The sequence below is a fragment of the Micromonospora sp. HUAS YX12 genome (genome assembly GCF_040215685.1).
GTDB lineage: Bacteria > Actinomycetota > Actinomycetes > Mycobacteriales > Micromonosporaceae > Micromonospora > Micromonospora tulbaghiae.
Map to the genome: position 1 here is coordinate 1,937,336 of NZ_CP157974.1, position 26,208 is coordinate 1,963,543.

General features: G+C 72.9%; 23 protein-coding genes and 1 tRNA gene. 13 read left to right on the forward strand and 11 right to left on the reverse strand.

The window, feature by feature from the left end; translation table 11 throughout:
• Nucleotides 1-204: 204 nt before the first annotated feature.
• A complete protein-coding gene (locus ABIH81_RS09560; protein WP_091425876.1) occupies nt 205-1,470 on the forward strand; it encodes an aspartate kinase in 1,266 nt (421 codons plus the stop codon).
• Between the two features lie 6 nt (nt 1,471-1,476).
• Nucleotides 1,477-2,538 (forward strand): aspartate-semialdehyde dehydrogenase, encoded by a 1,062-nt coding sequence (locus ABIH81_RS09565; RefSeq protein ID WP_349879945.1) that lies wholly within the window; start codon nt 1,477-1,479, stop codon nt 2,536-2,538.
• A gap of 111 nt (nt 2,539-2,649) precedes the next feature.
• Here the strand turns inward: ABIH81_RS09565 and ABIH81_RS09570 are convergent, their stop codons facing one another.
• A complete protein-coding gene (locus ABIH81_RS09570) occupies nt 2,650-4,107 on the reverse strand; it encodes a diguanylate cyclase (protein WP_349879946.1) in 1,458 nt (485 codons plus the stop codon).
• A gap of 177 nt (nt 4,108-4,284) precedes the next feature.
• On the opposite strand from ABIH81_RS09570, the gene ABIH81_RS09575 reads away from it, so the two are divergent.
• From ABIH81_RS09575 to ABIH81_RS09585, 3 genes are all read left to right on the forward strand, one after another.
• On the forward strand, nt 4,285-5,064 hold the full coding sequence (locus ABIH81_RS09575; protein ID WP_349879948.1) for a phosphodiesterase: 780 nt from the start codon (nt 4,285-4,287) through the stop codon (nt 5,062-5,064).
• Nucleotides 5,065-5,077: 13 nt separating this feature from the next.
• On the forward strand, nt 5,078-5,704 hold the full coding sequence (locus tag ABIH81_RS09580; RefSeq protein WP_349879950.1) for a histone deacetylase: 627 nt from the start codon (nt 5,078-5,080) through the stop codon (nt 5,702-5,704).
• 467 nt (nt 5,705-6,171) lie between these two features.
• The gene (locus tag ABIH81_RS09585) at nt 6,172-7,914 is read left to right on the forward strand and encodes a bifunctional metallophosphatase/5'-nucleotidase (protein WP_349879951.1); all 1,743 of its coding nucleotides are present in this window, start codon (nt 6,172-6,174) and stop codon (nt 7,912-7,914) included.
• Nucleotides 7,915-7,994: 80 nt separating this feature from the next.
• Here ABIH81_RS09585 and ABIH81_RS09590 read toward each other — a convergent pair whose 3' ends face one another.
• Nucleotides 7,995-9,284, reverse strand: coding sequence for an MFS transporter (locus ABIH81_RS09590; RefSeq protein ID WP_349879953.1), 1,290 nt, complete (start codon nt 9,282-9,284; stop codon nt 7,995-7,997).
• A 109-nt stretch (nt 9,285-9,393) separates the two neighbouring features.
• Between ABIH81_RS09590 and ABIH81_RS09595 the strand changes: the two genes are divergently transcribed.
• Entirely contained in the window at nt 9,394-9,867 is a 474-nt protein-coding gene (locus ABIH81_RS09595; protein ID WP_349879954.1) for a hypothetical protein, read from the forward strand.
• Between the two features lie 69 nt (nt 9,868-9,936).
• On the opposite strand, the gene ABIH81_RS09600 is transcribed toward ABIH81_RS09595, so the two are convergent.
• From ABIH81_RS09600 to ABIH81_RS09620, 5 genes are all read right to left on the reverse strand, one after another.
• A complete protein-coding gene (locus tag ABIH81_RS09600; protein WP_349881053.1) occupies nt 9,937-11,040 on the reverse strand; it encodes an ionic transporter y4hA in 1,104 nt (367 codons plus the stop codon).
• A gap of 76 nt (nt 11,041-11,116) precedes the next feature.
• Nucleotides 11,117-11,803 carry an HAD family hydrolase gene (locus ABIH81_RS09605; protein ID WP_349879955.1) on the reverse strand — a complete coding sequence of 229 codons (687 nt, stop codon included), beginning with the start codon at nt 11,801-11,803 and terminating at the stop codon, nt 11,117-11,119.
• A 51-nt stretch (nt 11,804-11,854) separates the two neighbouring features.
• On the reverse strand, nt 11,855-12,463 hold the full coding sequence (locus tag ABIH81_RS09610) for a hypothetical protein (protein ID WP_349879956.1): 609 nt from the start codon (nt 12,461-12,463) through the stop codon (nt 11,855-11,857).
• A gap of 40 nt (nt 12,464-12,503) precedes the next feature.
• Nucleotides 12,504-12,580: transfer RNA gene (locus ABIH81_RS09615), tRNA-Pro, on the reverse strand.
• Nucleotides 12,581-12,711: 131 nt separating this feature from the next.
• Complete coding sequence (locus ABIH81_RS09620; protein WP_349879957.1) at nt 12,712-13,605, reverse strand: metallophosphoesterase; 894 nt, start codon at nt 13,603-13,605, stop codon at nt 12,712-12,714.
• Between the two features lie 25 nt (nt 13,606-13,630).
• Here ABIH81_RS09620 and ABIH81_RS09625 point away from each other — a divergent pair, with 25 nt between their 5' ends.
• Nucleotides 13,631-14,086, forward strand: a complete 456-nt coding sequence (locus tag ABIH81_RS09625) for a GatB/YqeY domain-containing protein (RefSeq protein ID WP_349879958.1) — start codon at nt 13,631-13,633, stop codon at nt 14,084-14,086.
• Between the two features lie 77 nt (nt 14,087-14,163).
• Here ABIH81_RS09625 and ABIH81_RS09630 read toward each other — a convergent pair whose 3' ends face one another.
• Nucleotides 14,164-16,605, reverse strand: coding sequence for a transglycosylase domain-containing protein (locus ABIH81_RS09630; protein ID WP_349881054.1), 2,442 nt, complete (start codon nt 16,603-16,605; stop codon nt 14,164-14,166).
• A 403-nt stretch (nt 16,606-17,008) separates the two neighbouring features.
• Between ABIH81_RS09630 and ABIH81_RS09635 the strand changes: the two genes are divergently transcribed.
• On the forward strand, nt 17,009-17,329 hold the full coding sequence (locus ABIH81_RS09635) for a WhiB family transcriptional regulator (protein ID WP_013289026.1): 321 nt from the start codon (nt 17,009-17,011) through the stop codon (nt 17,327-17,329).
• Nucleotides 17,330-17,340: 11 nt separating this feature from the next.
• On the opposite strand, the gene ABIH81_RS09640 is transcribed toward ABIH81_RS09635, so the two are convergent.
• From ABIH81_RS09640 to ABIH81_RS09650, 3 genes are read right to left on the reverse strand one after another with little or no spacing between them, the layout of a single operon-like run.
• A complete protein-coding gene (locus tag ABIH81_RS09640) occupies nt 17,341-18,489 on the reverse strand; it encodes an ArsA-related P-loop ATPase (RefSeq protein WP_349879959.1) in 1,149 nt (382 codons plus the stop codon).
• Nucleotides 18,490-18,543: 54 nt separating this feature from the next.
• Nucleotides 18,544-19,518, reverse strand: a complete 975-nt coding sequence (locus ABIH81_RS09645; RefSeq protein ID WP_349879960.1) for an ArsA-related P-loop ATPase — start codon at nt 19,516-19,518, stop codon at nt 18,544-18,546.
• A gap of 49 nt (nt 19,519-19,567) precedes the next feature.
• Nucleotides 19,568-20,146 carry a hypothetical protein gene (locus ABIH81_RS09650; protein WP_349879961.1) on the reverse strand — a complete coding sequence of 193 codons (579 nt, stop codon included), beginning with the start codon at nt 20,144-20,146 and terminating at the stop codon, nt 19,568-19,570.
• Nucleotides 20,147-20,480: 334 nt separating this feature from the next.
• Between ABIH81_RS09650 and ABIH81_RS09655 the strand changes: the two genes are divergently transcribed.
• From ABIH81_RS09655 to ABIH81_RS09675, 5 genes are all read left to right on the forward strand, one after another.
• Complete coding sequence (locus tag ABIH81_RS09655) at nt 20,481-20,921, forward strand: hypothetical protein (RefSeq protein ID WP_349879962.1); 441 nt, start codon at nt 20,481-20,483, stop codon at nt 20,919-20,921.
• 62 nt (nt 20,922-20,983) lie between these two features.
• On the forward strand, nt 20,984-21,139 hold the full coding sequence (locus ABIH81_RS09660) for a DUF4177 domain-containing protein (protein WP_013289021.1): 156 nt from the start codon (nt 20,984-20,986) through the stop codon (nt 21,137-21,139).
• 5 nt (nt 21,140-21,144) lie between these two features.
• On the forward strand, nt 21,145-21,606 hold the full coding sequence (locus tag ABIH81_RS09665) for a RidA family protein (RefSeq protein ID WP_174535414.1): 462 nt from the start codon (nt 21,145-21,147) through the stop codon (nt 21,604-21,606).
• 129 nt (nt 21,607-21,735) lie between these two features.
• Complete coding sequence (locus tag ABIH81_RS09670; RefSeq protein ID WP_349881055.1) at nt 21,736-22,524, forward strand: MBL fold metallo-hydrolase; 789 nt, start codon at nt 21,736-21,738, stop codon at nt 22,522-22,524.
• Entirely contained in the window at nt 22,521-26,102 is a 3,582-nt protein-coding gene (locus ABIH81_RS09675; RefSeq protein ID WP_349879963.1) for an adenylate/guanylate cyclase domain-containing protein, read from the forward strand. The genes ABIH81_RS09670 and ABIH81_RS09675 overlap by 4 nt, the downstream gene beginning before the upstream one ends.
• The last annotated feature ends 106 nt before the right edge of the window (nt 26,103-26,208 follow it).

Sequence of the window (26,208 nt, forward strand, 5' to 3'; positions counted from 1 at the left end):
AGCCCACCGTACGGCTGTACCGCTTGGCGTGTCGCGTACTCCCGGGCTGGTGAGCCGCCCCACGCCGGGGCCGGATGGTGGGATCACCCGACCCGGCGTCGCGGGCCGCCCGATAGGCTGAGGCGGTCTGACACGCGCCGCCGGACCAAGAGACCCGGCGGCGTCGGCACGCTCAGGGTCGTCGCTGGGAGGGAGTGCACCGTCGTGGCACTCGTGGTGCAGAAGTACGGCGGGTCCTCCGTCGCCAACGCCGAGCGGATCAAGCGGGTCGCCGAGCGCATCGTGGCCGCGCGCAAGGCCGGCGACGACGTGGTGGTGGTGGTGTCCGCCATGGGCGACACCACCGACGAGCTGCTCGACCTGGCCAACCAGGTCAGCCCGCTGCCGCCGGGCCGCGAGCTGGACATGCTGCTCACCGCCGGGGAGCGGATCTCCATGGCGCTGCTCGCCATGGCCATCCACAACCTGGGGTACGAGGCCCGCTCGTTCACCGGTTCCCAGGCCGGCGTGATCACCACCTCGGTGCACGGCCGGGCCCGGATCATCGACGTGACCCCGGGGCGGCTCAAGGGCGCGCTGGACGAGGGCGCGGTGGTCATCGTGGCCGGCTTCCAGGGCGTCTCGCAGGACACCAAGGACGTGACCACGCTCGGGCGGGGCGGCTCGGACACCACTGCCGTGGCGCTCGCCGCCGCGCTGGAGGCGGACGTCTGCGAGATCTACACCGACGTGGACGGCATCTTCACCGCCGACCCGCGGATCGTGCCGAACGCGCGGCACATCAAGCTGATCACCTACGAGGAGATGCTGGAGCTGGCCGCCTGCGGCGCGAAGGTGCTGCACCTGCGCAGCGTCGAGTACGCGCGGCGCGCGGGCTTGCCGATCCACGTCCGTTCGTCATACTCGACCAACACCGGCACGATGGTCACCGGATCGATGGAGGACCTTCCTGTGGAACAGGCACTGATCACCGGGGTCGCCCACGACCGCAGCGAAGCGAAGATCACGATCGTCGGCGTGCCCGACGAGCCGGGCGCCGCCGCGTCGATCTTCGACACCGTGGCCGGCGCGGAGATCAACATCGACATGATCGTGCAGAACGTGTCCACCGAGGGCACCGGCCGCACGGACATCTCGTTCACGCTGCCCAAGGCCGACGGCCCGACCGCGATGACGGCGCTCAGCAAGATCCAGGAGTCGGTCAAGTTCAAGGGCCTGCTGTACGACGACCACGTCGGCAAGGTCTCCCTGATCGGCGCGGGCATGCGCTCGCACCCGGGCGTGGCCGCCGGCTTCTTCGCCGCCCTCGGCGCGGCCGGCGTGAACATCGAGATGATCTCCACGTCGGAGATCCGGGTCTCCGTGGTCTGCCGCGACACCGACCTCGACAAGGCGGTCCGGGCCATCCACGACGCCTTCGAGCTGGGTGGTGACACCGAAGCCGTCGTCTACGCCGGCACCGGGCGGTAACGCGCCATGGCGTCGCTGCCCACCCTCGCCGTGGTCGGGGCGACAGGTGCCGTCGGTACGGTGATGTGCCAGATCCTCTCCTCCCGGCGCAACGTGTGGGGCGAGATCCGGCTGCTCGCCTCCGAGCGGTCGGCGGGCCGGCGCGTGCAGTGCCGGGGCGAGGAGCTGACCGTCCAGGCGCTCACCGCCGACGCGCTCGACGGCGTCGACGTGGCGATGTTCGACGTGCCGGACGACGTCTCCGCACAGTGGGCCCCGGTCGCTGTCGCGCGCGGCGCGGTGGTGGTGGACAACTCCGGCGCCTTCCGGATGGACCGCGACGTCCCGCTCGTGGTCCCCGAGATCAACCCCGAGCAGGTACGCAACCGGCCCAAGGGCATCATCGCCAACGCCAACTGCACCACGCTGGCGATGATCGTGGCGGTCGCGCCGCTGCACCGCGAGTACGGGCTGCGCGAGCTGGTGCTCGCGTCGTACCAGGCGGTCTCCGGGGCGGGTCAGGCCGGCGTGGACGCGCTGCACCTCCAGCTCGGCAAGATCGCCGGCGATCGGGTGCTCGGTTCCCGCGCCGGTGACGTGCGGCAGGCCGTCGGCGACGAACTGGGTCCATTCCCGGCGCCGCTGGCGCTGAACGTCGTACCGTGGGCGGGCTCGCTCGCCGACGGCGGCTGGTCCTCCGAGGAGATGAAGCTGCGCAACGAGTCGCGCAAGATCCTCGGGCTGCCCGACCTCAAGGTGTCCGCCACGTGCGTACGAGTGCCGGTGGTGACCGGTCACTCGGTCGCCGTGCACGCGGTCTTCGCCACCGAGGTGGACGCCGAGGGCGCCCGCGAGGTACTGCGCAACGCCCCGGGCGTGATCCTGGTCGACGATCCGGCGGCCGGGGAGTTCCCGATGCCGATCGACGCGGTCGGCACCGACCCGTCCTGGGTGGGCCGGATCCGCCGGGCGGTGGACGACCCCCGCGCCCTGGACCTGTTCGTGACCGGCGACAACCTCCGCAAGGGCGCCGCCCTCAACACGGCCCAGATAGCCGAACTCCTGGCCAAGGACTTCACCCGTCGCTGACGCCCTCCGCCCCCTTCGGCGTTGATCTTGTACTTTCGGCCCTGATCATGGGGCTTATGCCGCACTTGTCGAGGCCCAAAGTGCAAGATCGCGGGGGAGAGAGGGGTGGGGTCAGGCGGCGCTGAGGTGGACTCCGTCTCGGCCGTGGCGTTTCACGGCGTACAGGGCCTGGTCGGCTCGGTGCAGGGTGCGTTCGGGGGACTCGCCGGGGCGGGGGAGCGCGACGCCGACGCTGATCGTCCGGCCGGTACGGCGGGCCGCCTCGGTGAGCCGTTCGGCGATCCGGACCGCCTCCTCCGGGCGGCTCACCTCGATCACCGCCACGAACTCGTCGCCGCCGGTCCGGTACAGCTCGTCGCCCTGGCGCAGCGCGCCCTCCAGAGCCCGGGCCAGCCCCACCAGCAGCCGGTCGCCGGCCTGGTGGCCGTACGTGTCGTTGACGTCCTTGAACCCGTCCACGTCGATCGCCAGCAGCGCGGTACGTCCCGGCGTGGCGGTGGCGATCCGCTGCCCGAACGGGCCGGTGTGCCGCAACCCGGTGAGCGGGTCCGAGCTGGCCTGCTCGCGCAGCCGGGCGAGCGTACGCAACCGGTCCAGGCAGGTCCACGCCTGCCCGGCGAGCAGTTCGATCAGGTTGACCGTGGTCGGGTCGGGGCACAGGCGTTGCTCGTCGGCGACGAGCAGCACGCCACCGGAGGCCGGTGTGCCGACCGGCACCGCCACCAGCGTGCGCGCGCCGGCCCGGGTCAGCGGCAGGTACTCGTCGGTGGGCGGATGGCCCGCCTCGCCCAGCGTGTACGCCGAGCCGTACCGGTGGGCCCGGTCGATCATGCGGTCGAGCGCTGCCGGCCCGGCCCCGTCCAGCTCGGCCCGGATCCGCGCCTCCAGCTCGCCCGGGGTGCCGGTGGGGGCGCCGAGGCGCGGGCCGCGCCGGCCGGTGAGCACCAGCACGGCGGCGGAGAGCGCTGACACGTCCCGGGCCGCGGCGAGCGCGGCGGTCATCAGGTCCCAGTCGGTGGGGGCGGCGGTGAACGCGGCGGCGTGCCGGAGCAGCTGCTCGCTGCGGCTCTCGGCCGGTGGCCCGCCGAGCGCGGCGATCCGCCCGCCGAGGCGGTCGGCCACCAGTTCGGCGGTCTCCCGCCACGCCGCGAGCACGACCGGCTCGCTCCACTGCAGGTCGAGCACCCCGATCGGCCGGCCGTCCGGGTCGCGTACCGGCACACAGAGTTCGGCGGTGACGTCCGGGCGGACCTCGAGGTAGTCGGGGTCGGCGCTGACGTCGGGCACGGCGGCGGTGACCCCGGAGGCGTAGACCCGCCGCACCACCGAGGATTCGGGCCGGTGACGGCCCGGCGGGGTGCCGTCGGCGGTCGCCGGCACGTGCGAGAAGACCTGCCAGGCGCCGGTGGCGGCGACGCAGCGCAGACGGTCGTGGACGCGGAGCAGGACGGTGGCGGTCGCCGGGGTGTGCCGGGCGAGCGCGGCGACGGTCCACTGGCACGCCTCCGGGACGGTGGACGCCGTGGGGAGGCGCACCGTGACGTCGCGGAGGACTCGCTCGTGATCCACGTCGTTCCTGCTCGGAGGGGTCGGGCCGCGATCAAGGGTACTCAGCGCAACCGCCGCCGACCTTCGTACACATGTGCTATCCACAGGCTGTGGACGCAGCCTGTGGGCGAGATCGGGCCTGCGCGGGGAGGCCGCGCGGCGATAGCGTGAGGGCCCGGGCACCCGAGGAGGCGGCCGATGCTCATCGCCCAGCTCAGCGATCCGCACGTGACCACCGGTCTGCTCGCGGCCGAACCGGCGTCCGGGTTGCACCGGGCGCTCGGCGCGGTGCTCGCGCTGCGTCCCCGGCCCGACTGCGTGGTGATCACCGGCGACCTCACCGCCAACGGCCGGCCGGACGAATACCTCGCCCTGCGCGAGATCGTCGGCGCGTTCCCGCTGCCGGTGCACCTGGTGACCGGCAACCACGACGACCGCGAGTCGCTGCTCGACACGTTCGGCGGCACCCCCTACCTGGCCGGTGGCTTCTCGGCGCACTACCACGTCGACCTGCCGGACGCGACGCTCGTGGTGCTCGACTCGCTCACCCCGGGCAGCCCCGGCGGACGGCTCGGCGACGAGCAGCTCGCCTGGCTGGACGGGGTGCTCGCCGGGCGTACCGACGCGCCCGCCGTCGTGTGCCTGCACCATCCGCCGGTCGCGGTGGGCGCACCCGTCATGGACGGCATGGGCCTCGCCGACGCCGACGCGCTCGCCGCCGTGATCGGCCGTCACCCCCATGTCGTACGCGTCGCCGCGGGTCACCTGCACCGTCAGGTGACGAGCGCGTTCGCCGGTACGGTGCTGACCACCGCGCCGAGCACCTGGATCCAGGTGAGCCTGACCATGACCGACGAGGAGGAGCCGGGTTTCGTCGCCGAGCCGACCGCCTTCCTGCTGCACCGCATCGCCGACGGCGGCTGCGTGACGCACACCGTCCAGGTCAGCCACGCCGCCGGGCGCACCTGCTGGTTCTAGAGCCGCGCCGCCGATGCTCTGGTACGTCGCGTACGGCTCGAATCTGCACGCCGCGCGGCTCGACTGGTATCTGCGTGGCGGGTGTCCACCCGGCGGGCTGCGCACGTACCCCGGCTGCCGGGACCGCCGGCCACCGCGCCGGACGGTTCCGGTGCTGATCCCCGGCGGCGTCTACTTCGCGGGTGAGTCACGGGCCTGGACCGGCGGCATGGCGTTCTACGACCCGCTGCTGCCCGGCCGGGCGGCGGCGCGCGGCTACCTGGTGACCGTCGAGCAGTTCGCCGACATCGCCGCGCAGGAGATGTACCGGCCGCCCGGCGCCGACCTGGCCGGGATCCTCGCGGCGGTGCAGACCGGGCGGGCGACGCTCGGGCCGGGCCGTTACGAGACGCTGTTGCGCGTCGGCGTCCACGAGGATCTGCCGATGCTCACGTTCACCGCGCCGCACCGGGCGGTGGAGGTGCAGTGGACCCGGCCCGCTCCGGTCTATCTCGGGATGCTGGCGCGCGGGCTGCGCGAGGCGCACGGCTGGGACGCCGCGCGGACCGTCGGCTACCTGGCGGGCCGGCCGGGGGTCGCCGGGCGGTGGACGCGGCCGGCGTTGCGCAGGCTCGTCGGCACCGCCCACAGCGGACCCTAGACCGGCCCTCCGGGGTGTCAGTCGAGTTCGGACAGTTTGCTCGATATGCCGGGCCGTCGGACATGAACGACCGTTCGGTCCGCGATGGGTGTCCGGCAGGGGGTGATTCCGGCGAGGACGGTTGCCAGCGCAAGGAATTCCGCGTGACATGAGCGTCGGCGCCGGCTCCCTGTCCCTGGGAGCCGGCGCCTTCGACGACGGGCGGCATCGACAGCGTGCGCCGCGCGGAATTTCACCTGACCGTCATGTCCGACTCGTCCGGCAGACCGGTGCGGGCCGCCCAGGACAACGACGATTCCTGATGCCGCCCCGTTCGACCTGGCGGCCGGTGGATGAGAAGCTACCCCGGCGGGGCGGCGTTCCCCCGAGTACCGTCCTCCGCGATCGACACCTGTCACGGCACGGATCAGGGTCGCCGGGCGAACCATCGCCCGGACGCCACATACCGGCATCTCACGAGGAGTTCCATGTCCGTCACCGGGATGCGACGCCGGGCCGCCGTCGGCCTGGCCGCACTCGCCGCGACCGCGTTCACCGCGGTCGCCGTCACCCCCGACCAGGCCGAGGCCCGCCCGAAGCCGGTCGACGTCCAGTTGCTCGCGATCAACGACTTCCACGGCAACCTGGAGCCGCCGACCGGCTCCAGCGGCACCATCGAGGGTCAGCCGGCCGGTGGCGCGGAATACCTGGCCAGCCACCTCAAGTCGATGCGCGCCGCCGCCAAGCAGCAGGGCAAGGGCACTGTCACGGTCGCCGCCGGTGACCTGATCGGCGCCTCGCCGCTGCTCTCCGCGGCGTTCCACGACGAGCCCACCATCGAGGAGATGAACCTCGCCGGGCTGGAGTTCGCGAGCGTCGGCAACCACGAGTTCGACGAGGGCGCGGCCGAGCTGCTGCGCATGCAGCGCGGCGGCTGCCACCCGGTGGACGGCTGCGCCGACGGCACCCCGTTCGGCGGCGCCAAGTTCAAGTACCTCTCGGCGAACGCCTTCAAGACCTCCACCGGCCTGCCGCTGATGCAGCCGTTCGGCATCAAGATCGTCAAGGGTGTCCCGATCGGCTTCATCGGGATGACCCTGGAGGGCACCCCGAACATCGTCAGCCAGCAGGGCGTCGCCGGCCTGCGGTTCACCGACGAGGCCGACACGGCCAACAAGTACGCCAGGATCCTGCGCCTGCTCGGGGTCAAGAGCATCGTCGTGCTGCTGCACGAGGGCGGCGTGCAGAACGGCGGCGGCATCAACGACTGCACCGGGTTCAGCGGCCCGATCGTCGACATCGCCAACCGGATGGACCCGTCCATCGACGTGATCGTGAGCGGGCACACCCACGCCGCGTACAACTGCAACATCAACAACAAGCTGGTCACCAGCGCCAGCTCGTTCGGCCGCCTGGTCACCCAGATCGACCTGAAGATCGACCCGCGTACCCGCGACGTGGTCACCGCGTCCGCGAACAACGTGGTGGTCACCCGGGACGTCGAGAAGGACCCGGCCTCGACCGAGCTGATCAACCGGTACAAGACCGCGCTCGGCCCGGTGGCCGACCGGGTGGTCGGCGAGACCACCACCGCGATCACCAAGACCCAGGAGAACCTGTACCAGACCGGGGTCGACGCCAACGGCAAGCCGACGTACCAGACCGGTGAGTCGCCGCTGGGCAACCTGATCGCCGACGCCCAGCTCGCCGCGACCGACACCGAGCAGAACGCGGTCGCCGCGTTCATGAACCCCGGTGGCGTACGCGCCGACCTCGACGCCGGCCCGGTCACCTACGCCGAGGCGTTCACCGTGCAGCCGTTCGCCAACAACCTGGTGACGCTCGACCTGACCGGCGCGCAGCTCTACTGCATGCTGGAGCAGCAGTTCACAGTGGCGCGCGTGCTCTACGCGTCCTCGACCGTCAACTACGTCGTGGACGTCAACGGCACCACCGCGCCGGCCGGCACGCCGTGCGCCGGCACCCGGGTGGTCCGGGGCAGCCTCACCATCAACGGCACCCCGGTGACCGAGACCGCCACCTACCGGGTCACCGTGAACAACTTCCTCGCCGGTGGCGGCGACGGCTTCAGCGTCCTGACCGGTGGCACCAACGCGGTGACCGGCCAGATCGACCTGGACGCCTTCACCGCGTACCTGACCGAGAAGTCGCCGGTCTCCCCGCCGGCGCTGGACCGGATCCGCACGACCACCGAGGTCGCCGCCGGCTGACGGCCGACCGCACCGCCGACGGGCCCCGGAGCGAACGCTCCGGGGCCCGTCTGTGCTTCGTCTCAGGCCGCCGCTTCGCGTCAGGTCGCCCGCGCGGGCTCGGGCTCCGGCGTCGCGGCGGCCGCCGGGCGGCCGTCCTGCGCGGCGGTGAGCAGCGGACGCAGCGACAGCGCGAGCACCGAGGCGGCCAGGCAGCCGCCCACCACCACCGCCACCCAGACCCGGCCGTGCGCCGCGCCGATCAGCGGCCCGGCGGTGACCGGGCCGACCACCCCGCTGATCCCGAAGATCATCGAGCTCATCGCGTTGTACCGGCCGCGCAGCTCGTCGGTGGCGAGCGCGTTGGTCAGGGCGGGCATGACCGGCGACAGCATCGTCTCGCCGAACCCGAAGATCGCCGAGCAGGCCACCACGCCGAGCGCCGCGAGCACCGCGTTGCCGCTGCCCACCACGCCCGCCGCGCCGAGCACCAGCCAGGCGCCGGCGAAGACCGCGCCGACAGTGGCGAGCGCACGGGTACGGCTGCGCCCCTCCAACCGCCGGATCACCAGCAACTGCGAGAGCACGATCATCACCGTGTTCGCCGCGAGCGCCCACGCCACCACCCGGGGCGTCACCTCGACCACCCGGACCGAGTACGCCGCGAAGCCCACCTCGATCTGCGCGTACCCGCAGGTGGTGAGCACCAGGCCGAAGATGACCAGGCGGCGGAACGGCCGGTCCCGCAGCACCGTGAGGTAGCCGCCGGTCCCCCGGTCGGCGGACTTCGCGCCCGCGGCCACGACCGGCCGGCGCCCGACGTGCGGCAGGCTCAGCAGGATCAGCGCGGGCGTCAGGTAGCTCACCGCGTCCAGCAGGTAGATCACCTCGAAGGTGATCGGACGGGCCACGTCGACCACCGCGCCGGAGATCAGGCCACCGGTGCCGATGCCGAGGTTGAGCAGCGCGAAGTTGAGCCCGAAGACGCGCTGCCGCTCGCCGTCGTCGGTCAGCGAGGCGAGGATCGTGTTCTGCCCGGCCCAGATCGCCGAGCTGCCCACGGCGACGAGCGTCATCACGCCGAACGCCGAGGCGGTCGAGTCGACCAGCGCCAGCGAGCCGGTGCCGATCGCCTCGATCACCAGGCAGGGCAGCACCACCCGGCGCGCGCCGAACCGGTCGATGAACGTGCCGGCCAGCGGCGAGAGAGCCAGCGTGACCGCGCCGAACCAGCCGATCACCAGCCCGGCCCGGGTGTCGGTCAGGCCGCGTACGTCGGTGAGGTAGATGAACAGGAACGGCAGGGTGAGGCCGCGCCCGACGGCGGAGAACAGGGTGCCCAGGAGGATCCGGCGGGCTTCGGGACGGGCGGGCAGGGCGCGGCGCAGCATGCTGGGATTCTGTTCGGCGGGTACGACTACCGCGACCCGTTTACCCCTTACACACGCGGGCGCCGGGCCGGAAGGTGAGCGATCACACGTGCTCTGCCATGCTGACCCGGTGACGACGACCTGGCGGCACCTTCCCGCACCGGCCCGCGAGATCGCCCAGACGGCCACTGACGCGGTGACCGCCGCCCGCGCCCGCGACGCCGAGGCGTACGCCCCGGCCGTCGAGCGGCTGGCCGCCGCCGACCGGGCCGGGCTGGTGCTCGGCGGCGTGGCCCGGCTGCTGCTGGAGGAGGGGCATCCGGACGGGCTGGACGGCGACGACGTACGGCAGGTGCTGGAACAGTGCGTCCGGTCGGCGACGCCGTGGTGGCCCGACGTCGACCCGCACGTGCTGCTGGTGCTGCTGGCCGGCGCGCTCGGCGTCTACGACCCGGGCGACGACGTCGACCCGCCCGACCCGGCGGCGATCGCCCGGCACGCGCCGCTGCTGGTGGCCGATCTGCTGGCGGTCACCGGGCGCCCGTTCGCCGAGTACCTGATCGCCGCGTTCGCCGAGGTGGCCCGGACCGAGCTGCACGACTGACGGTTCCGTTGGCCGGCGGCTACGGGCCGGCGGCGTGCTTGCTCACGGGCCGGTGGCCGGCGCGTCGGCTCACGGGCTGGCGGCCAGGAAGACGAACGCGGCGAGCAGCACCAGGTGCACCCCGCCCTGGAGCACCGTGGCCCGGCCCGGTACCACGGTGAGCACAGCGGTCACCGCGGTCAGCGCCAGGAGCGTCATCTGGGTGCCGCCCAGGCCCAGCACCAGCGGCCCGTCCAGCCAGATCGAGGCGATCGCGATGGCCGGGATGGTCAGGCCGATGCTGGCCATGGCCGAGCCGAGCGCGAGATTGAGGCTGATCTGCACGCGGTCCCGCCGCGCGGCGCGGGCGGCGGCGAGCGTCTCCGGCAGCAGCACCAGCAGCGCGATGACCACGCCGACGAACGCCTGCGGCAGGTTGGCGGCGCTGACCGCCGTCTCGATCGCCGGCGAGATGGTCTTCGCGTCGCCCACCACCGCGACCAGCGCCACCACGAGCAGGGCCAGGCTGGCCAGCGCGGTACGCGTGGACGGCGGCTCGGCGTGCCCGTCGCCGGTCTTGTCCTCGGCGAGGATGCTGCCCTCCTGCGTGACCGGGAGGAAGTAGTCGCGGTGCCGGCCGGTCTGCACCATGACGAACAGCAGGTAGAGCGCCAGCGAGGCGACCGCTGCGAAGGCGAGTTGCGCGGGGGAGAACTCCGGCCCCGGCCGGCTCGTGGTGAACGTCGGCACCACCATGCTGAGCGTGGCGAGCGTGGCCACCGTGGCGAGCGCCCCGCCGGTGCCCTCCGGGTTGAACACCGCGATCCGCCGCCGCAGCGCACCGAGCAGCAGCGACAGCCCGAGGATGCCGTTACAGGTGATCATGACGGCGGCGAAGACCGTGTCCCGGGCCAGCGCCTGCGTCTTGTCGCCGCCGCTGATCATCAGAGTGACGATCAGACCGACCTCGATCACGGTGACCGCCACCGCGAGCACGAGTGACCCGTACGGTTCACCGACCTTGTGCGCGACCACCTCGGCGTGGTGCACCGCGGCCAGCACAGCCGCCGCGAGCAGGGCCGCCACCACGAAGATGAGCGGGCCGGGCAACTCCCGTCCCCAGGTCATCACGAGCACGAGCACGGCGACCAGGGGCGCGACGGTGGTCCAATCGGCCAGGCGGGATCGGATCATCGGCGGCATGCGCATACTCTGCCAGGACTCAGGGTCAACCGCGCGTGGCGGGGTGGATTCGGGCAGTTCTGTGGATCTATTCGATCGCGCTGGGCACCGGGGCCGATTCCGCCAGGCGGGCGGGCAGATCGCGAAGATCGGCGATTACCGGTCCGATCCAGCCGGGATCGGTGTCCTGGTGTTCGGTGGTCCGGAGCACCGTCATGCCGACCGCCGCCGCGCCGGCCAGCTCGCCGTCCGCGCCGTCACCCACGTACACGCAGTCGGCCGGCGCGACGCCCAGCCGCTGCGCGGCGGTGCGGTAGATCGCCGGGTCCGGCTTGGCCAGCCCGACCGCACAGGAGAAGACCGCGATGTCGAAACGCCGGGCGAGCGGGCCGTCCGCCCACGCCTCGGCCGTCTCGGACGTGGCGTTGCTGATCAGGGCCAGCCGGTGCCCGCGCTCGCGCAGCGCGTCGAGCACGTCCAGCGTGGCGGGCGGGACGCGGCCCAGCACCCGGTGGGCGAGGGCCAGCCGGTGCGCGGCGGCCCGTGTCACCTGCTCATCGGTCGGCGAGCCGCCGAGACGCTCGGCGAGGATGCGTACGGTCTCCGCCGCGTTCCACCGGACCAGGCGGTCCCGCCAGGTGGCGTGGTACGCGGCGACGAGCGCCGCCGGATCCACCCCGACCATGAGCGCCATCTCACCGACCACGCGGTCCCGCTCGTCGTCGGCGCCGTGGACCAGGGTGTGGAAGAGGTCGAAGACCACCGGCCGGGGCATGGCGGGATCCTACTGCGACGGTGAGCGCCGTCCGGAACGACAGGGGGGACATCAGATGCTCGGATGTGTCCTCTCACCTCTGGTCGGCGTGGCCGGATTCGCACGAGCTGCCCACGTAGCAAGCCCTGGCCCGGCAAGGAGAATGACCAGCACCCCGGCCCCGATCAGCGGGAACGGCGCATGTGTTCGCACGCTGCTGGTCACATAGCCATCCCTGGTCGCGACGAACTGCGGGTCGTTCTGCGACGCATAGATGGTGACGGCCTCACCTCGCGAGTAGCCGGGCCCGTTACCCCACGCACTCTCCAAGGGGACATTCCAGGTTCGGCCGTGAATCACATACCTGGCGTGATCGCCGAACTTGAACCCCTCCATGGTCGCCTGGACCGGTTCGCCGGTCGCCACGAGGTGGCGGATACGAACGTCAGTACGGTGCGCTTGAAGGATTCCCCCGGCGACAAGACCGGCACCAGCCAAGCAGAACAGGACGATGCGCAGCCGGGACCGAGCGATCCAGTCGAACAGGGGCCCAGGGCTGACAGTCGCATGATGCCGGCCAGTCATCGCGCCGCCTTCGTCGTGGAAGCCTTGAACCATGGACGACAGGCGCGGAGCGTTGCCGTCCCTGTGTGCCGTCGACCCGCCGTCCTGGAGATGCACCAGAGGGCACATCCGATGATCGGATGTGCCCTCTTGCCTCTGGTCGGGGTGGCCGGATTCGAACCGACGACCTCTTCGTCCCGAACGAAGCGCGCTACCAAGCTGCGCCACACCCCGAGGCGTGCCGACAAATAGTAGCCCACCCGCCCCCGCGGTCAAACTCGGTACCCCCCGCCCCTCGCACCCGGCAGATCTTGGTACGGATCGGCCCCCGGAGGGGCGGGCGCGTACCAAGATCTGCCGAGGGGTCAGCGGGGGATCAGCGTCAGGATGCTGGCCTCTGGGGGGCAGGCGAAGCGGATCGGGGCGGTGGGGTGGGTGCCGAGGCCGGCGGAGACGTGCAGCCAGGAGTCCGAGCCGGGCCAGCGGTGCAGCCCGCGCGCCATCGAGCGGGGCAGCCCGCAGTTGGTCACCAGCGCGCCGTACCCGGGCACGCAGACCTGGCCGCCGTGGGTGTGCCCGGCCAGCAGCAGACCGAAGCCGTCGGCGGCCATCCGGTCCAGCACCACGGGCTCGGGGGAGTGGGACAACGCGATCGACAGCGCCGCGTCGCCACTGACCGGGCCGGCCACGGCGTCGTAGTCGTCCCGTTCGATGTGCGGGTCGTCCACGCCTGCCAGCTCGATCTCCCGCCCGCCGGCCTTGAGCGTGGTGCGGGCGTTGTTCAGGTCGGCCCAGCCGGCGCCGGTGAGGATGTCGCGCAGCTCCTCGTACGGCAGCGGCACGCCCTCGGTGTACTCCCGGTCGGGCAGGAAGTAGGTGAAGGGGTTCTTCAGGACCGGCCCGGTGTAGTCGTTGGAGCCGAAGACGAACCCGCCGGGCAGGTCGAGCAGCGGTTGCAGGGCGCGCAGCACGCCCGGCACGGACTCGGGGTGTGCCATGTTGTCGCCGGTGACCACGACCAGGTCGGGGTCGAGCGCGGCCAGCGAGGCCACCCAGTCCTGCTTGCGTCGCTGGCCGGGCATCATGTGCAGGTCGGAGAGGTGCAGCACCCGCAGCGGTTCGGTGTCGGCCGGTAGCACCGGCACGTCGTACCGGCGGAGGGTGAACATGTTGCGCTCGATGAGCGACGCGTACGCCAGGGTGGCCGCGCCGGCGGCGACGGTTCCGGCCGCGAGCCGGAATAGTGTGCGCTTTCGCATGCCGTTCAGGGTAGTTTCACCGTCCATGAGCACGCTGAAGGACCGTCTCACCGCAGACATGCGCGCCGCTCTCAAGGCGCGCGACGAGCTGACCACCTCCACGCTGCGGATGGCCCTGGCCGCCGTGGGCAACGCCGAGGTCGCCGGCCGGGAAAAGCGCGAGCTCAGCGACGACGAGGTGCTCGCCGTGCTGACCAAGGAGGCGAAGAAGCGCCGCGAGGCGGCGGTGGCGTTCGCCGACGCCGGGCGCGCCGAGCAGGCCGGCAAGGAGACCGCCGAGGGTGAGGTGCTGGAGCGCTACCTGCCCAGGCAGCTCTCCGACGAGGAGTTGGCCGAGCTGGTCTCGGGGGCGCTCGCCGCGGGCGGCTTCACCGGCAAGGCGCAGATGGGCCCGGCCATGAAGGCGGCCCAGGCCGCGGTGGCCGGGCGGGCCGAGGGTGGCCGGGTCGCCTCCGAGGTACGCCGCCAGCTCGGCCTCTGAGCCGGCGCTCTCCGGAGCGCGGAAACGACGACGGCCACCTCCCGCAGGAGGTGGCCGTCGTTGTCTGCTGTCCGGGATCAGTTCCCCGGTCGTCCTGGCCGGCCGTTACCCGGTCCGCCCGGGCCACCCGGCCGGTCCGGTGTGGCGGTACCGCCCTGCTCCGGGGTGCCCTTACCGGAGCTGACCTCGATCATCACCACGCCACCCTTGATGGTGCGCCCGTCCGGGCTGGTGCCGGCGGCGGTGCCGGCGGGGCACTCCGACGGCACCTTGTTGCTGGAGACCACCGGCTCGAAGCCGGCACCCTTCAGCCGGGACTTCGCGGTCTCGACGGACTCGCACTTCACGCCCGGGATGGAGCGCTGGTCACCCAGGACGATCTTGCCGCTGGGCGGGGTGAAGTTCTTCCGCTCCTTGCCCTTCATGGCGTCGCGCAGCGTCTGGTAGACCGCCGGGTTGATGCCCTGGGGCGTCTCGTCGTGGCCCATCTTCTGGTTGGTCTGCGGCCAGTCCGGGTCGGCCATGATGCCGGCCACCGCGTACTGCTTGGTCATCGCGACCAGGGCCGAGGTGCGGTCGGAGTCGGTGGTGCCGGACTTGCCGGCCACCGGCGCGTTGACGATGTTGCGGACGTTGCCGGCGGTGGCGGGGCCGCACTTGGTGGTGGAGGAGCGGTCACCGACCGGGCAGCGCGCGGCGTCGACGGCGGCGCGGGCCACCTCGGTGCTGACCCGCTGCTCGCAGCGGGGGTTGGCGACGTCCAGCTTCTCGCCGTCCGGGCCGCGGATCTCCTGTACCGGGATCGGCTCGCAGAACTTGCCGTCGGCGGCGAGGGTGGCGTACGCGTTCGCCAGCTCCAGCGGCGTGGTCTGGGAGACGCCGAGGCTGAACGCGCCCCACTGGTGCGGGTTGGCGGCGAGCAGCGCGTCGCTCGACGAGCGGAACGTGATGCCGAGCTTCTGCGCCGCCTTCACCACGTTCTCCGCACCGACCCGCTGCTGCAGGTCGATGAAGAACGTGTTGACCGAGAAGCCGAAGCCGCTCCACATGGTGTGCGGGCCGGCCATCGCCGGGTTGGCGTTGGTCGGGCAGTACTTGCTGGTGCCCTTGCAGGCGGCCGGCGAGTTGAACTCGACCGGGTAGTCCGACTTGAACTGCTGGGGCGCGTTGATGCTGTAGCTGAGCGGGTAGCCCTTCTCCAGCGCGGCCACCAGCGTGAAGATCTTGAAGGTCGAGCCGGCCTGGTAGCCGGCGATGCCGGGACCACCGGTGACCAGCGGGTTCACCGTGTTGGGGTAGTTGCCCCGGATCTTCTTCTTGGCCTTCTTCGGGTCGCTGGAGATCTTGTTCTGCGGGTCGGCCGGGTCGTCGAGCTTGAAGTTCCGGTTCACCGCCACGGCGCGGACCCGGCCGGTGCCCGGTTCGACGGCGGCCACCATGCGGGCCGCCTTGCTGCTCTCGCCGAGCTTGTTGCGGACGGCCTTGTCGGCGCCCTTCTGCGCCTGGACGTCCAGCGTGGAGATGATGGTGTAGCCGCCGCTCTTGAGCCGCCGCTCCCGGTCGTACGAGGTGGCGCCGAACGTCTCCTGCTGGAGCCACCACCGGTAGAGGTAGTCGCAGAAGAAGCCCCACGAGCGGGTGGTGGTCTGGGTGCAGCCGTTCGGGGTGCGCTTGCCCCTGACCTCGAGCTTGATCTTCTTGGCGGCGTCCGCCTCCTGCTGGGTGATCGCGCCGATCTGCACCATGTTGTCGATGACGTAGTCGCGCCGGCCGACCGCCTCCGGGTAGCCCGCCTTGGTGGTCGGGTCGAACGCCGTGGGGGCCTTCACCATGCCGGCGAGCATCGCCGACTCCTGGATGTCGAGCTTGCTCGGCGGCTTGTTGAAGTAGACCTGGCTGGCCGCCCAGATGCCGTACGCGCCGTTGCCGAACGCGGCGATGTTCAGGTAGCGCTCCAGGATCTCGTCCTTGGAGAGCTCCTTGTCGACCTGGAGCGCGAGGCTCATCTCGCGCAGCTTGCGGCCGCTGGTGTCCTCGGTCGCGGCGACCACGTCGGCCGGGTGGGTGGCCGAGTAGGAGATGGCCAGCCGGACGTACTGCATGGTGAGCGTCGACGCGCCCTGCCGGGAGGCGCCGGCGGACTGGTTGTTGACGAAGGCCCGCGCCACACCGTTGATGTCCACGCCGTTGTGCTTGTAGAAGTCGTGGTCCTCGGCCGCGATGATGGCCTTCTGCATGTACGGCGAGATGTCCTTGAGCTTGACGTCCTTGCGGTTCTCGTCGTACATCGTGGCCAGCACGGTCTTGCCGTCGGACGCGAGCAGCCGGGTGATCTGGGGCGCCCGGGCGACTGTCAGCTCCTTGGGCAGCGCCTCGAACGTCTCCGCCCCGGCCTTGGCGGCCAGTCCGGACATCGCTGCCACGGGGAAGGCCGCCGCGGCGACCACCACTCCGGCCAAGAGGCCGCAGATCAGCAGCGATGCGGCGTTGGTCAGCACGTTGTGGTCACGTTTCCGCATCCAGGTCACCTCGACAGGGTACGCGAGTAGGGAACGGCGGGCGCGCGGGGAACTTTCCCCATTTCCTGCACGCGCCGGCCTCGTTGTGCTAAACGCACGAGCCCTGGTCCGGGGTTGCGTGAGATCCGGCGGAAGTCTCTCCGAAGTCCAGGAGTGGCGCAGCGTTTTCACGTACTCGGGCCGGGTAGTCGCGGGGCGAAAGCCCGGGAAGCCGGGAGTGTCCGGAATGATGGATTTCGCCGACAACGTTGCGTAATCGGGCGACTACACAGCATGATGGTGGCGGCGACCGCAGCCATGAGTCGTTCGTGCCGCCCTGGGGAGGCCGGCGCGAACGACCGGGGGGAAGTACGAGGGCTGCTCGCGCGAAGTCGGTAGGTACTGCAAGGGGGGACGTGTACAGATGGGCATGATCACTGACTGGCCGTCACTGGCGGCGTGTCAGAACGGAGACCCGGACGCGTTGTTCGTACAGGGCGCCGAACAGAACGTGGCGAAGAGGATCTGCCGGAGCTGCCCAGTTCGGTACGAGTGCCTGGCCGACGCGCTCGACAACCGGATCGAGTTCGGCGTGTGGGGTGGCATGACCGAGCGCGAGCGCCGGGCGTTGCTGCGCCGTCACCCGCAGGTCACCAGCTGGCGCAAGATGTTCGAGGCGGCCATGAAGAAGAACGCCAAGGAGAAGGCCGGCAAGGACAAGATCCTGGTCACCACGGCCAACTGACCGGGGACCGGTCAGCTCCGGCTGATCGCCTCGCCGATCGTCCGCAGCCCGTCGACGTCGTGCACGTCGGCGGGCTGCGCCGCCACCGACACCGCCGGCACCGCCGGGAACGTCTCGGTGAACCGGGCCGCCACCTGCTCCTCGCGTACCGCCTGCTGGGCCAGCGCGGCGTGCGCGCGCAACACCTCGACGGTGCCCTCGTGCCCACCCGCGCCGGCCAGCCGCTCCGCGGCGGCCAGGCTCTCCGCGGCGGACAGGGCCGCCGCCGGCCGGTGCACCCGGTTGAGCACCAGCCCGGCCAGCGGCATCCGCTCTTCCCGCAGGCGGCCCGCGAAGTAGGCGGCCTCCCGGACCGCGTCCGGCTCCGGCGCCGCGACCAGCAGGAACGCCGTCTCCCGGGCCTGGAGGATCCGGTACGTCTGCTCGGCGCGCTGCCGGAACCCGCCGAACATCGAGTCGAGGGCGGCCACGAAGCCGGACAGGTCGGTGAGCAGCTGGGCGCCGAGCACCTTCTGCACCACCTTCGAGAACATCCCGAAGCTCGCCGTGACCAGGCTGAACATGCTCCGTCCGCCGCTGCGCGCCGGGGCCAGCAGGAGCCGCAGCATCCGGCCGTCGAGGAACCGGGACAGCCGGGCCGGCGCGTCGAGGAAGTCCAGCGCGGAGCGCGACGGCGGGGTGTCCACCACGATCAGGTCCCACTCGCCCCGGGCGTGCAACTGGCCCAGCTTCTCCATCGCCATGTATTCCTGCGTGCCGGCGAAGGTGGAACTCATGGCCTGGTAGAAGGGGTTGGCGAAGATCTCCGCCGCCTTCGCCGGGTCGGTGTGCTGGAGCACCACGTCGTCGAACGTGCGCTTCATGTCGAGCATCATGGCGTGCAGTTCGCCGCCGCTGGCCTCGACGTCGATGCCCTTGACCTGCCGGGGTGTGTTGTCCAGCTCGGTCAGGCCGAGCGACTGGGCCAGCCGGCGGGCCGGGTCGATGGTGAGCACCACCGTCCGCCGGCCGTGCCGCTCGGCCGCGCGCAACGCCAGCGCCGCCGCCGTGGTCGTCTTGCCCACGCCGCCCGCCCCGCAGCAGACCACGATCCGTACGCCGTCGTCGGCGAGGATCTGGTCGACGTCAAGCGGAGGCGCCGCGTCTTCGGAAGGCACCAATCGAGCGTATCGGTCCCGAGGGGCACTCTGCTCCGTGCCGGCCGCAGGTGTGAGTCAATCCGCCCGGACGAGGGCCTCGGCGAGCGTCTCCAGCCCGGCCCGGTCGACCCCCTCGGGCAGCAGCGGCAACTCGACCAGGGGCAGGCCGAGATCCACCAGGTCACCCCGGAGGGAGTCCTCCAGCTCACGGCGTACCTGCTGGTCACGCGCCTCCTCGACGAGCCCGGCCACGGTCGGGCCGTCGGTCGGCAGGCCGGCGGCGGCCAGCCCGCGCTTCAGCTCGGCCGCGGTGACCGCCCGCCCGGCCGGCACCGGCGGGCGGACGCCGTTGACGATCACGCGGCCGACCGGGAAACCGAGCTGGGCCAGCTCCGCCACCGCGTCGAGCGTCTCCTGGACCGGCATCTCCTCCAGCAGCGTGACCACGTGCACAGCGGTCATCGGCGACCGGAGCAGCGCGGAGACGCCCTCGCTCTGGGTCTTGATCGGGCCGACCTTCGCCAGCCGGGCGGTCTCCGCCGTCACGTTCAGGAAGCGGCCGATCCGCCCGGTCGGCGGCGCGTCCAGCACCACCGCGTCATACGTCCGGCGCGACCCGCTCGTCCGGGTGGTCGCCTCCTTGACCTTGCCGGTGAGCAGCACGTCCCGCAGGCCCGGCGCGATCGTGGTGGCGAAGTCGATCGCGCCGAGCTTGCGCAGCGCCCGGCCGGCGGCGCCGAGCTTGTAGAACATGTCCAGGTATTCGAGGAGCGCCTCCTCGGCGTCGACCGCCAGCGCCCGCACCTCACCGCCGCCGGGCGCGTCGGCGAGGTGCCGCTCCTCGTACGGCAGCGGATCGGTGCCGAAGAGCTGGGCGATGCCCTGCCGGCCCTCCACCTCGACCAGCAGGGTGCGCCGGCCCCCGGCGGCCAGGCCGAGGGCCAGCGCGGCGGCCACGCTCGTCTTTCCCGTGCCGCCCTTGCCGGTCACCACGTGCAGGCGGGCCGGCCATCTGCCGGCGGACTCGGCCGGCTGCTCACTAGCTGCCACCCGTCGAGCCTAACCAGCCGTTGGGACCAGCTCTGTCCGGCCGGTGGGATCAGCCGACCTCGCAGACCCACCAACCCGTCTTCCGCACGACCGTGAAACGCAGCGCCTGCTCGGCGACCTTCTCGTCGGCGGTGGTCATGGTCACCCGGGCGGAGACGGTGGCCCGGTCCCCGGTCTGGTTGTCGACGGTCGGGGTGGGCCAGCGGAACCGGGGGTTCTGGTACTGCGCGACGTACTTCTGCACCTCGGCGACCTTGGTGGCGATCTTCTCGTCGTCGCGGGCCGCGGAGCAGACGAACGCCGCCGCCTTCTCGGCGTCGCGCTCCTGGTAGACGGCCTTGAGGAAGCCGTCCACCGCGACCTGCGGCTCCTTCGCGCCCTGGCCGTCCTCGCTGTCGCGCAGCGCGAGGAACGCGGCCGTGCCCCCACCGCCGCAGAGCAGGACCGCGGCGGCCAGCACCAGCGAGACGATCAGCACCGCCGGTCGTTTGCGCGGCTGTGTGCCGGACGGGTACGCCGGCGGGCCGGCTGCGGGTGCGGATCCCGGCGGCGCGCCGCCGGTGGGCGGCGGTTGCGGATTCGGGTCGCCGGGCGTGCCGGTGTCGCCACCGGCGGGCGGTTGGGTCATCTGTCTCCCCCGGGTTGCGGCTCCCGTCGCCGCCCCAGGCGACGGGCACGGGTCGAGGTGTGCGGGCGCGCGTCGGCGCGCGTCCAGTCCGGAAGGGTAGCGGTCGGCGGGGCGCTTGCCAGCCCCGCGTACGCGCCCCGCCGGACGGAGACGGCCACCGCGTTCCCGACCAGCCTTGTGTCGCAAATGTGACTGGAGGTGGCGAGGCGTGCGCGTCCCGTTGCTGGGACTTGTCGCAGGATCTACGTTCGTCCCGACGCGGAGAGCCGGGCCGGGGACGGCTCCGAGCCGGATGGCGGTGTTGGTGAACAGGTACGACGCCCGGAGGCGACGGATGCGCGACGCGGAGAACAGTCCCCGAGCCCAGTTCCCGGGTGACCGGGCCGGACGGCCGGGCGAGGCCGAGGGGCCGGGCGCGCCGTTCAACGAGCGGTCCTACGGCTCCGCGGCCGAAGGGGTCCGGACGCTTCCCCGTTCCGGCGGGAAGGTGCGGGACGAGGACGAGCCCGGCTACGTCATCCACCTCCAGGTCCGGGTGCCCGACCTGGCGGCGGCCACCGCGCTCGCCGGCACCGTGGCCACCTCGCTGGGCTTCTTGGTGGAGCTGGACGCGGGCGAGACCACCGTCTCCACCGCCGACGACCAGAACAACCGGCACCGGGTCTTCTGCGACCTGCTGCTGCCCGACCGCAGCCGGTGCCCGCAGCGCTTCGAGCACGAGGGCCCGTGCGGCGAGCCGCCGCCGGCGCCGGAGCCGCGTCCCGCGTCCTGGTGACGGCGGCGGACCGTAGGCTGTGCCTGACCGAAGTCCAAGTCAGGCAAGGGAGCCCTCCTCCGATGCAGAAGTGGGAATACGCCACGGTGCCGCTGCTGGTCCACGCGACCAAGCAGATCCTCGACAACTGGGGCGAGGACGGCTGGGAACTGGTCTCCGTGGTACCCGGCCCGAACCCGGAGCAGCTCGTCGCGTACCTGAAGCGTCCGAAGGGCTGACCTCGATGAGCAACGGACCCCACGCGAAGCTCGCCGAGCTCGGCCTCGAACTGCCCGAGGTGGTGCCGCCGGTGGCCAGCTACGTGCCGGCCGTCCAGTCCGGGCAGCACGTCTACGTGTCCGGCCAGCTGCCGATGGCCGAGGGCAAGCTGCTCGCCACCGGGAAGGTCGGCAACGGCGTCTCGGCCGAGCAGGCGAAGGACCTGGCGCAGCGGTGCGCGCTCAACGCGCTCGCCGCGATCGACGCGCTGGTCGGGCTGGAGAACGTGGTGAAGGTCGTGAAGCTGACCGGCTTCGTGGCCAGCGCACCGGGCTTCACCGGCCAGCCCGGCGTGATCAACGGCGCCTCCGACCTGTTCGGCGCCGTGTTCGGCGAGGCGGGCCGCCACGCCCGCAGCGCCGTAGGCGTAGCCGAACTCCCCCTCGACGCCCCGGTAGAGGTAGAGGTCATCGTCGAGGTCGCCTGACCCTCGCGCCCGCGATCTTGCGGTTGCGGCCCCGGCAGAAGCCCCAGACGGGGACAAACGCCGGGCCGGAGCTGCAAGATCGCGGGGAGTGGCGGGCGGAGTCGTACGATCGCAGTCATGGGTGGGCGTATGGCCGGTGCGGCGGGGGCGCTAGCGGACGGGCTGCCGGCGTGGGTGACGTTGCTGCGTGCGCCGAACCCGGGGCCGATGACGCTCGACGGGACGAACACGTGGGTGCTGCGGGCCGGCCCGGACGCGCCCGCCGTCGTGGTCGACCCGGGGCCCGCCGACGAGGGGCACCTGGCCGCCATCGCGGCGCGCGGGCCGGTCGGGCTCGTGCTGATCACGCACGGGCACGCGGACCACACCGAGGGCGCGCCCCGGCTCAGCGAGCTGCTCGGCGGCGTGCACGTGCTCGCCGCCGACCCGGCGCACACCATCGGCGGTGAGCCGCTGACCGAGCCGGGCGAGGACTTCGGCGGGTTCGGCCTGGAGATCCGGCTGCTGCCCACCCCCGGGCACACCGCCGACTCGGTCTGCCTCGTCGCCGCGCACGGCGGCGAGCGCGTCGTGCTGACCGGTGACACCATCCTCGGCCGGGGCACCACAGTGGTCGCCCACCCGGACGGGCACCTCGGCGACTACCTGTCGAGCCTGGAGCTGCTCTCCACGTACCGGGGGATCCCGGCGCTGCCGGGTCACGGCCCGGCACTGGCCGACTGCGGTGTGGCGGCCGACTTCTACCTGGCCCACCGGCGGGCCCGGCTGGACCAGGTCCGCGCCGCCGTCGCCGCGGGCGCCACCACCGCGGCCGAGGTGGTCGCCGTGGTCTACGCCGACGTCGACAGGTCGCTGTGGTGGGCCGCCGAGTGGTCGGTCCGGGCCCAGCTCGAACACCTCGGGGTGGAGCAGCCGTGACCTGTCCGGTGTGCGGAACCGTGGCCGTGCCCGGGGCGCGGTTCTGCCACAACTGCGGGGCGGCGCTGCCGGCCGCCGCCACGCTGCCCGCCGCCGAGCGCCGCGTGGTGACGGTGCTCTTCGGCGACCTGTCCGACTTCACCTCCTGGTCGGAGGATCTGGACCCGGAACGGGTCGGCGCGGTCACCGACCGGGTGCTCGCCGCCCTCGCGGGCGCGGTCAAGACGTTCGGCGGGCACGTCGACAAGCTCACCGGCGACGGGATCATGGCGGTCTTCGGCGCGCCGGTCGCGCACGAGGACGACGCCGAGCGGGCGGTCCGCGCGGCGCTGTCCATGCAGCGTGCGGTGCGGCGCGTGCTCGACGACGAGCGCGGCGGCGGCGCGCCGCTGGGCCTGCGCGTCGGCCTCAACACCGGGGACGTGATCGCCGGCATCCAGGCGGCGATCGAGTACACCGTCATCGGCGACACGGTGAACACCGCCGCCCGGCTGGCCGACGCCGCCGCGGTCGGCGCGGTCTACGCCGGGGCGCGCACCTCCGCCGCCACCCGGCACGTCGCCTCCTGGCGGGCACTACGCCCGCTGCGGCTCAAGGGCAAGCGGGAACCGGTCGAGGCGTACGAGCTGCTGGGCCTGCTCGACGCGCCCGGCACCCGGTCCGGTCTCGGTGACGAGGCGCCGTTCGTGGGCCGGGAGACCGAGATCGGCCGGGTCGCCGGCCGGCTCGCCGAAGTGATCGACCGGGGCGAGCCCCGGGTGCTGCTGATGACCGCCGAGGCGGGGATCGGCAAGTCCCGGTTCGCGGCCGAGGTGGAACGCCTCGCCGCCGGCTACGACGTCGGCGCCGGGCGGTACGCGGCGCACACCGGCGCCCGGGTGCTCTCGGTGCGGTGCGCCGCGTTCGGCGAACGCCGCCGCCTGGCCCCGCTGGCCGACCTGGTCCGGGCCGCCGTCGGCCTGCCCGGCGACGCGGCCACCGCTGTCACCCGGCCGGCCGTCGAGGAGCGGCTGCGCCGCCTCGGCCAGCGCCTGTCCCGGCTTCCCGGCGACCCGCCGCCGATCGCCGTGGACCAGCTCCTGGCCCTGCTCGGGTACGCCGAACTCCCGCTCGCCACCGAGAACGGCGAGTGGAACGCGGCCGGACCCCCGCCGGACGACGAAGCGGTGCCGACGGCGGTCGCGGACCTGCTCAGCGCGCTCGCCGGTGAGGCGCCGCTGGTGATCGTGGTGGACGACCTGCACGACGCGACCGCCGAGACGCTCAAGGCGCTGGCGCTGACCCTCAACCGGCTCAGCGGGCCCGTGCTGGTGCTGCTGCTCGGCCGCCCCGAGCTGGTGCGGACCGCCGGCGCGCTGACCCGCGTCGCGGACGCCGAGGTGCACGCGCTGCCGCCGCTGCGCGGCGCGGACGCGTCCCGGCTGCTCACCAGCTACCTGTCCGGTGGCCGCATGCCCCAGGCCGACGCGGACCGGTTGCTCGCTACCGCGCAGGGCAACCCGTTCTACCTGGCCGAGCTGGTCACGCTGCTGATGGAGCGCGGTGCGCTCACCGCCGGCCCGGGCCGGGGCGCGGACGTCGGCTGGCGACTCGCCCCCGGCTCGCTCGGCAGCCGGCTGCTCTCCCGGGATCTGGCCGCGGTGCTCGCGGCGCGTATCGACGCGCTGCCGCCGAACGCCCGTTCGGCGCTGCGTGACGCCGCGGTGGTGGGCGACACCGTGCCGGCGGGCGCGCTGGAGGCGCTCCGGGAGCAGCGGGTCGGGCGGGACGGGCGGCCCGCCGCGGTGGCCGCCGTCGAGCTGGACCGGGCCGTGGAGGAGCTTCTGCAACGGCGCATGCTGCACCGCACCCGCAGCGGGTTCGCCTTCGCCACCCCGCTGATGCGGGAGGCCGCGTACGCCGGGGTGAGCAAGGCCGAGCTGGCCGAGCGGCACGCGGCGCTGGCCCGCTGGGCCGCGCCGGAGAGCGTCGACGGGACCGGCGGAGCCCCGGGCGGCGCGTTCACCGAGGCCGCCCGGGACGACTTCGTCGCCGGGCACGTGGAGCGGGCCACAGCGCTCGCCGACGCGGTCAAGCTGCGCCCGGACGCGCCGGCCAGGGCGGTCACCCCGCTGGGCGTGGCCGCGCTGGGCCGGGCCGCCCGCCGGTCGCTGCGGTCGGGGGAGCCGGCGCTCGCCGTCGAGTACGCCGAGCGCGCGGCCGAGCTGGCCCGCGACGGGGTGCCACCGGCCGACCGGGTGGTGCACGCCCGGGCGCTGCTCCAGATCGGCCGCCCGGCCGACGCGCTCGCGTTCGCCGAGAAGATCGCCGCGAACACCGGCGACCCGGCCACCCGGACCGCCGCGCTGCTGCTCGCCGGGCAGGCCCAGCAGACCCTCGGTGACGCCGAGCGGGCCGAGTGCAACTGGCAGGAGGCGTTGCAGGTGGCCACCGAGGCCGACCTGCCCACCCTGCGGGCGTCGGCGATGCGGCGGCTCGGCATGGCCGACTTCATCGCCGGCCGGCTCGGGCAGGCGAGCAGCCGGCTGGCCGCGTCCTACCAGGTCAGCCTCGCCGCACGGGATCCCCGCGGCCAGGCCTGGTCGTTGCAGAACCTGGCCTGGGTGACCACCACCCGGGGTGACTTCGCCGGCACCGACGCGGTGCTCGGCCGGGCCGCCCGGCTCTTCGCCGAGCTGAAGGATCCGTACGGGCGGGCCTGGTTGCGCGGCACCACCGCGTTCGCCCGGCTGCTCGCCGGCCGGCTGCGGGAGGCGTGCCGGATGGCGCGGGTGTTCCTGCCGTTCGGGGAGCGGGTCGGCGAGGCGTGGGCGGTGGGGACGCTGCGCGCGGTCGAGGCGTACGCCACCGCCGAGCTGGGCGACCTGGCCGAGGCGGACCGGGCCGCGCGGCGCGCGTACCGGGACTTCGCCGAGGTGGGCGACGACTGGGGGCAGGGCTTCGCGCTGGTGGTGCGCGGGGTGGTGGCGCGCGGGCTGGGCGAGCCCGAACACGCGGCCGACCTGTTCACCGAGGCGCTCGAGTACGCCGACCGGACCACCCACCCACTGCTCACCGGCATGGCCGGCACGCTGCGCGGCTTCGTGGCGCTGGACATGGGCGACCACGAGACCGCCGAGCGGGAGGCGCGGTCGGTGCTGACCCGGGTGGAGCCGCACAACCCGCAGGCGCCGGCCCAGGTCGCGCCGCGGGTGCTGCTCGCCATGGCCCGCCTCGCGGCGGGTGATCCGGGCACCGCCGTGGGGCTGCTCGCCCCGGTGGCCACCGGCGCGGCGAACGCGCCCTCGCTGCTGTTCTCGCGGCGGCAGACGATGGCCCGGTACGCCGCCGCGCTGCTCGCCCACGGCCAGCGCGAGCAGGCGCTCGACTGGGCGCAGCGGTCGATCACCGCCCCGGCCGAGGACGTGCGCAGCCAGGTGGTGGCGCTGCTGGTGCTGGCCGAGGCGCTCGACGCCTGCGGTCGCCGGGCCGAGGCGCTGACGAGAGCGGAGGAGGCGGTACGCCTCGCGTACGCCACCGAGCAGCGCAGTGAGCGGATCGTCGCGGACGCGTTGCGGGTGCGCCTCTCCGGCGGCTGATCGCCAGTTGTTCTGACGGTTCCGGGGATGTGTTCGTCGGTGGGGCCGGTTAGCGTGGGGCGGCGACAGTGGTGGATCGGCTGTCGCCTCCCGGTGCGCGCCTGCG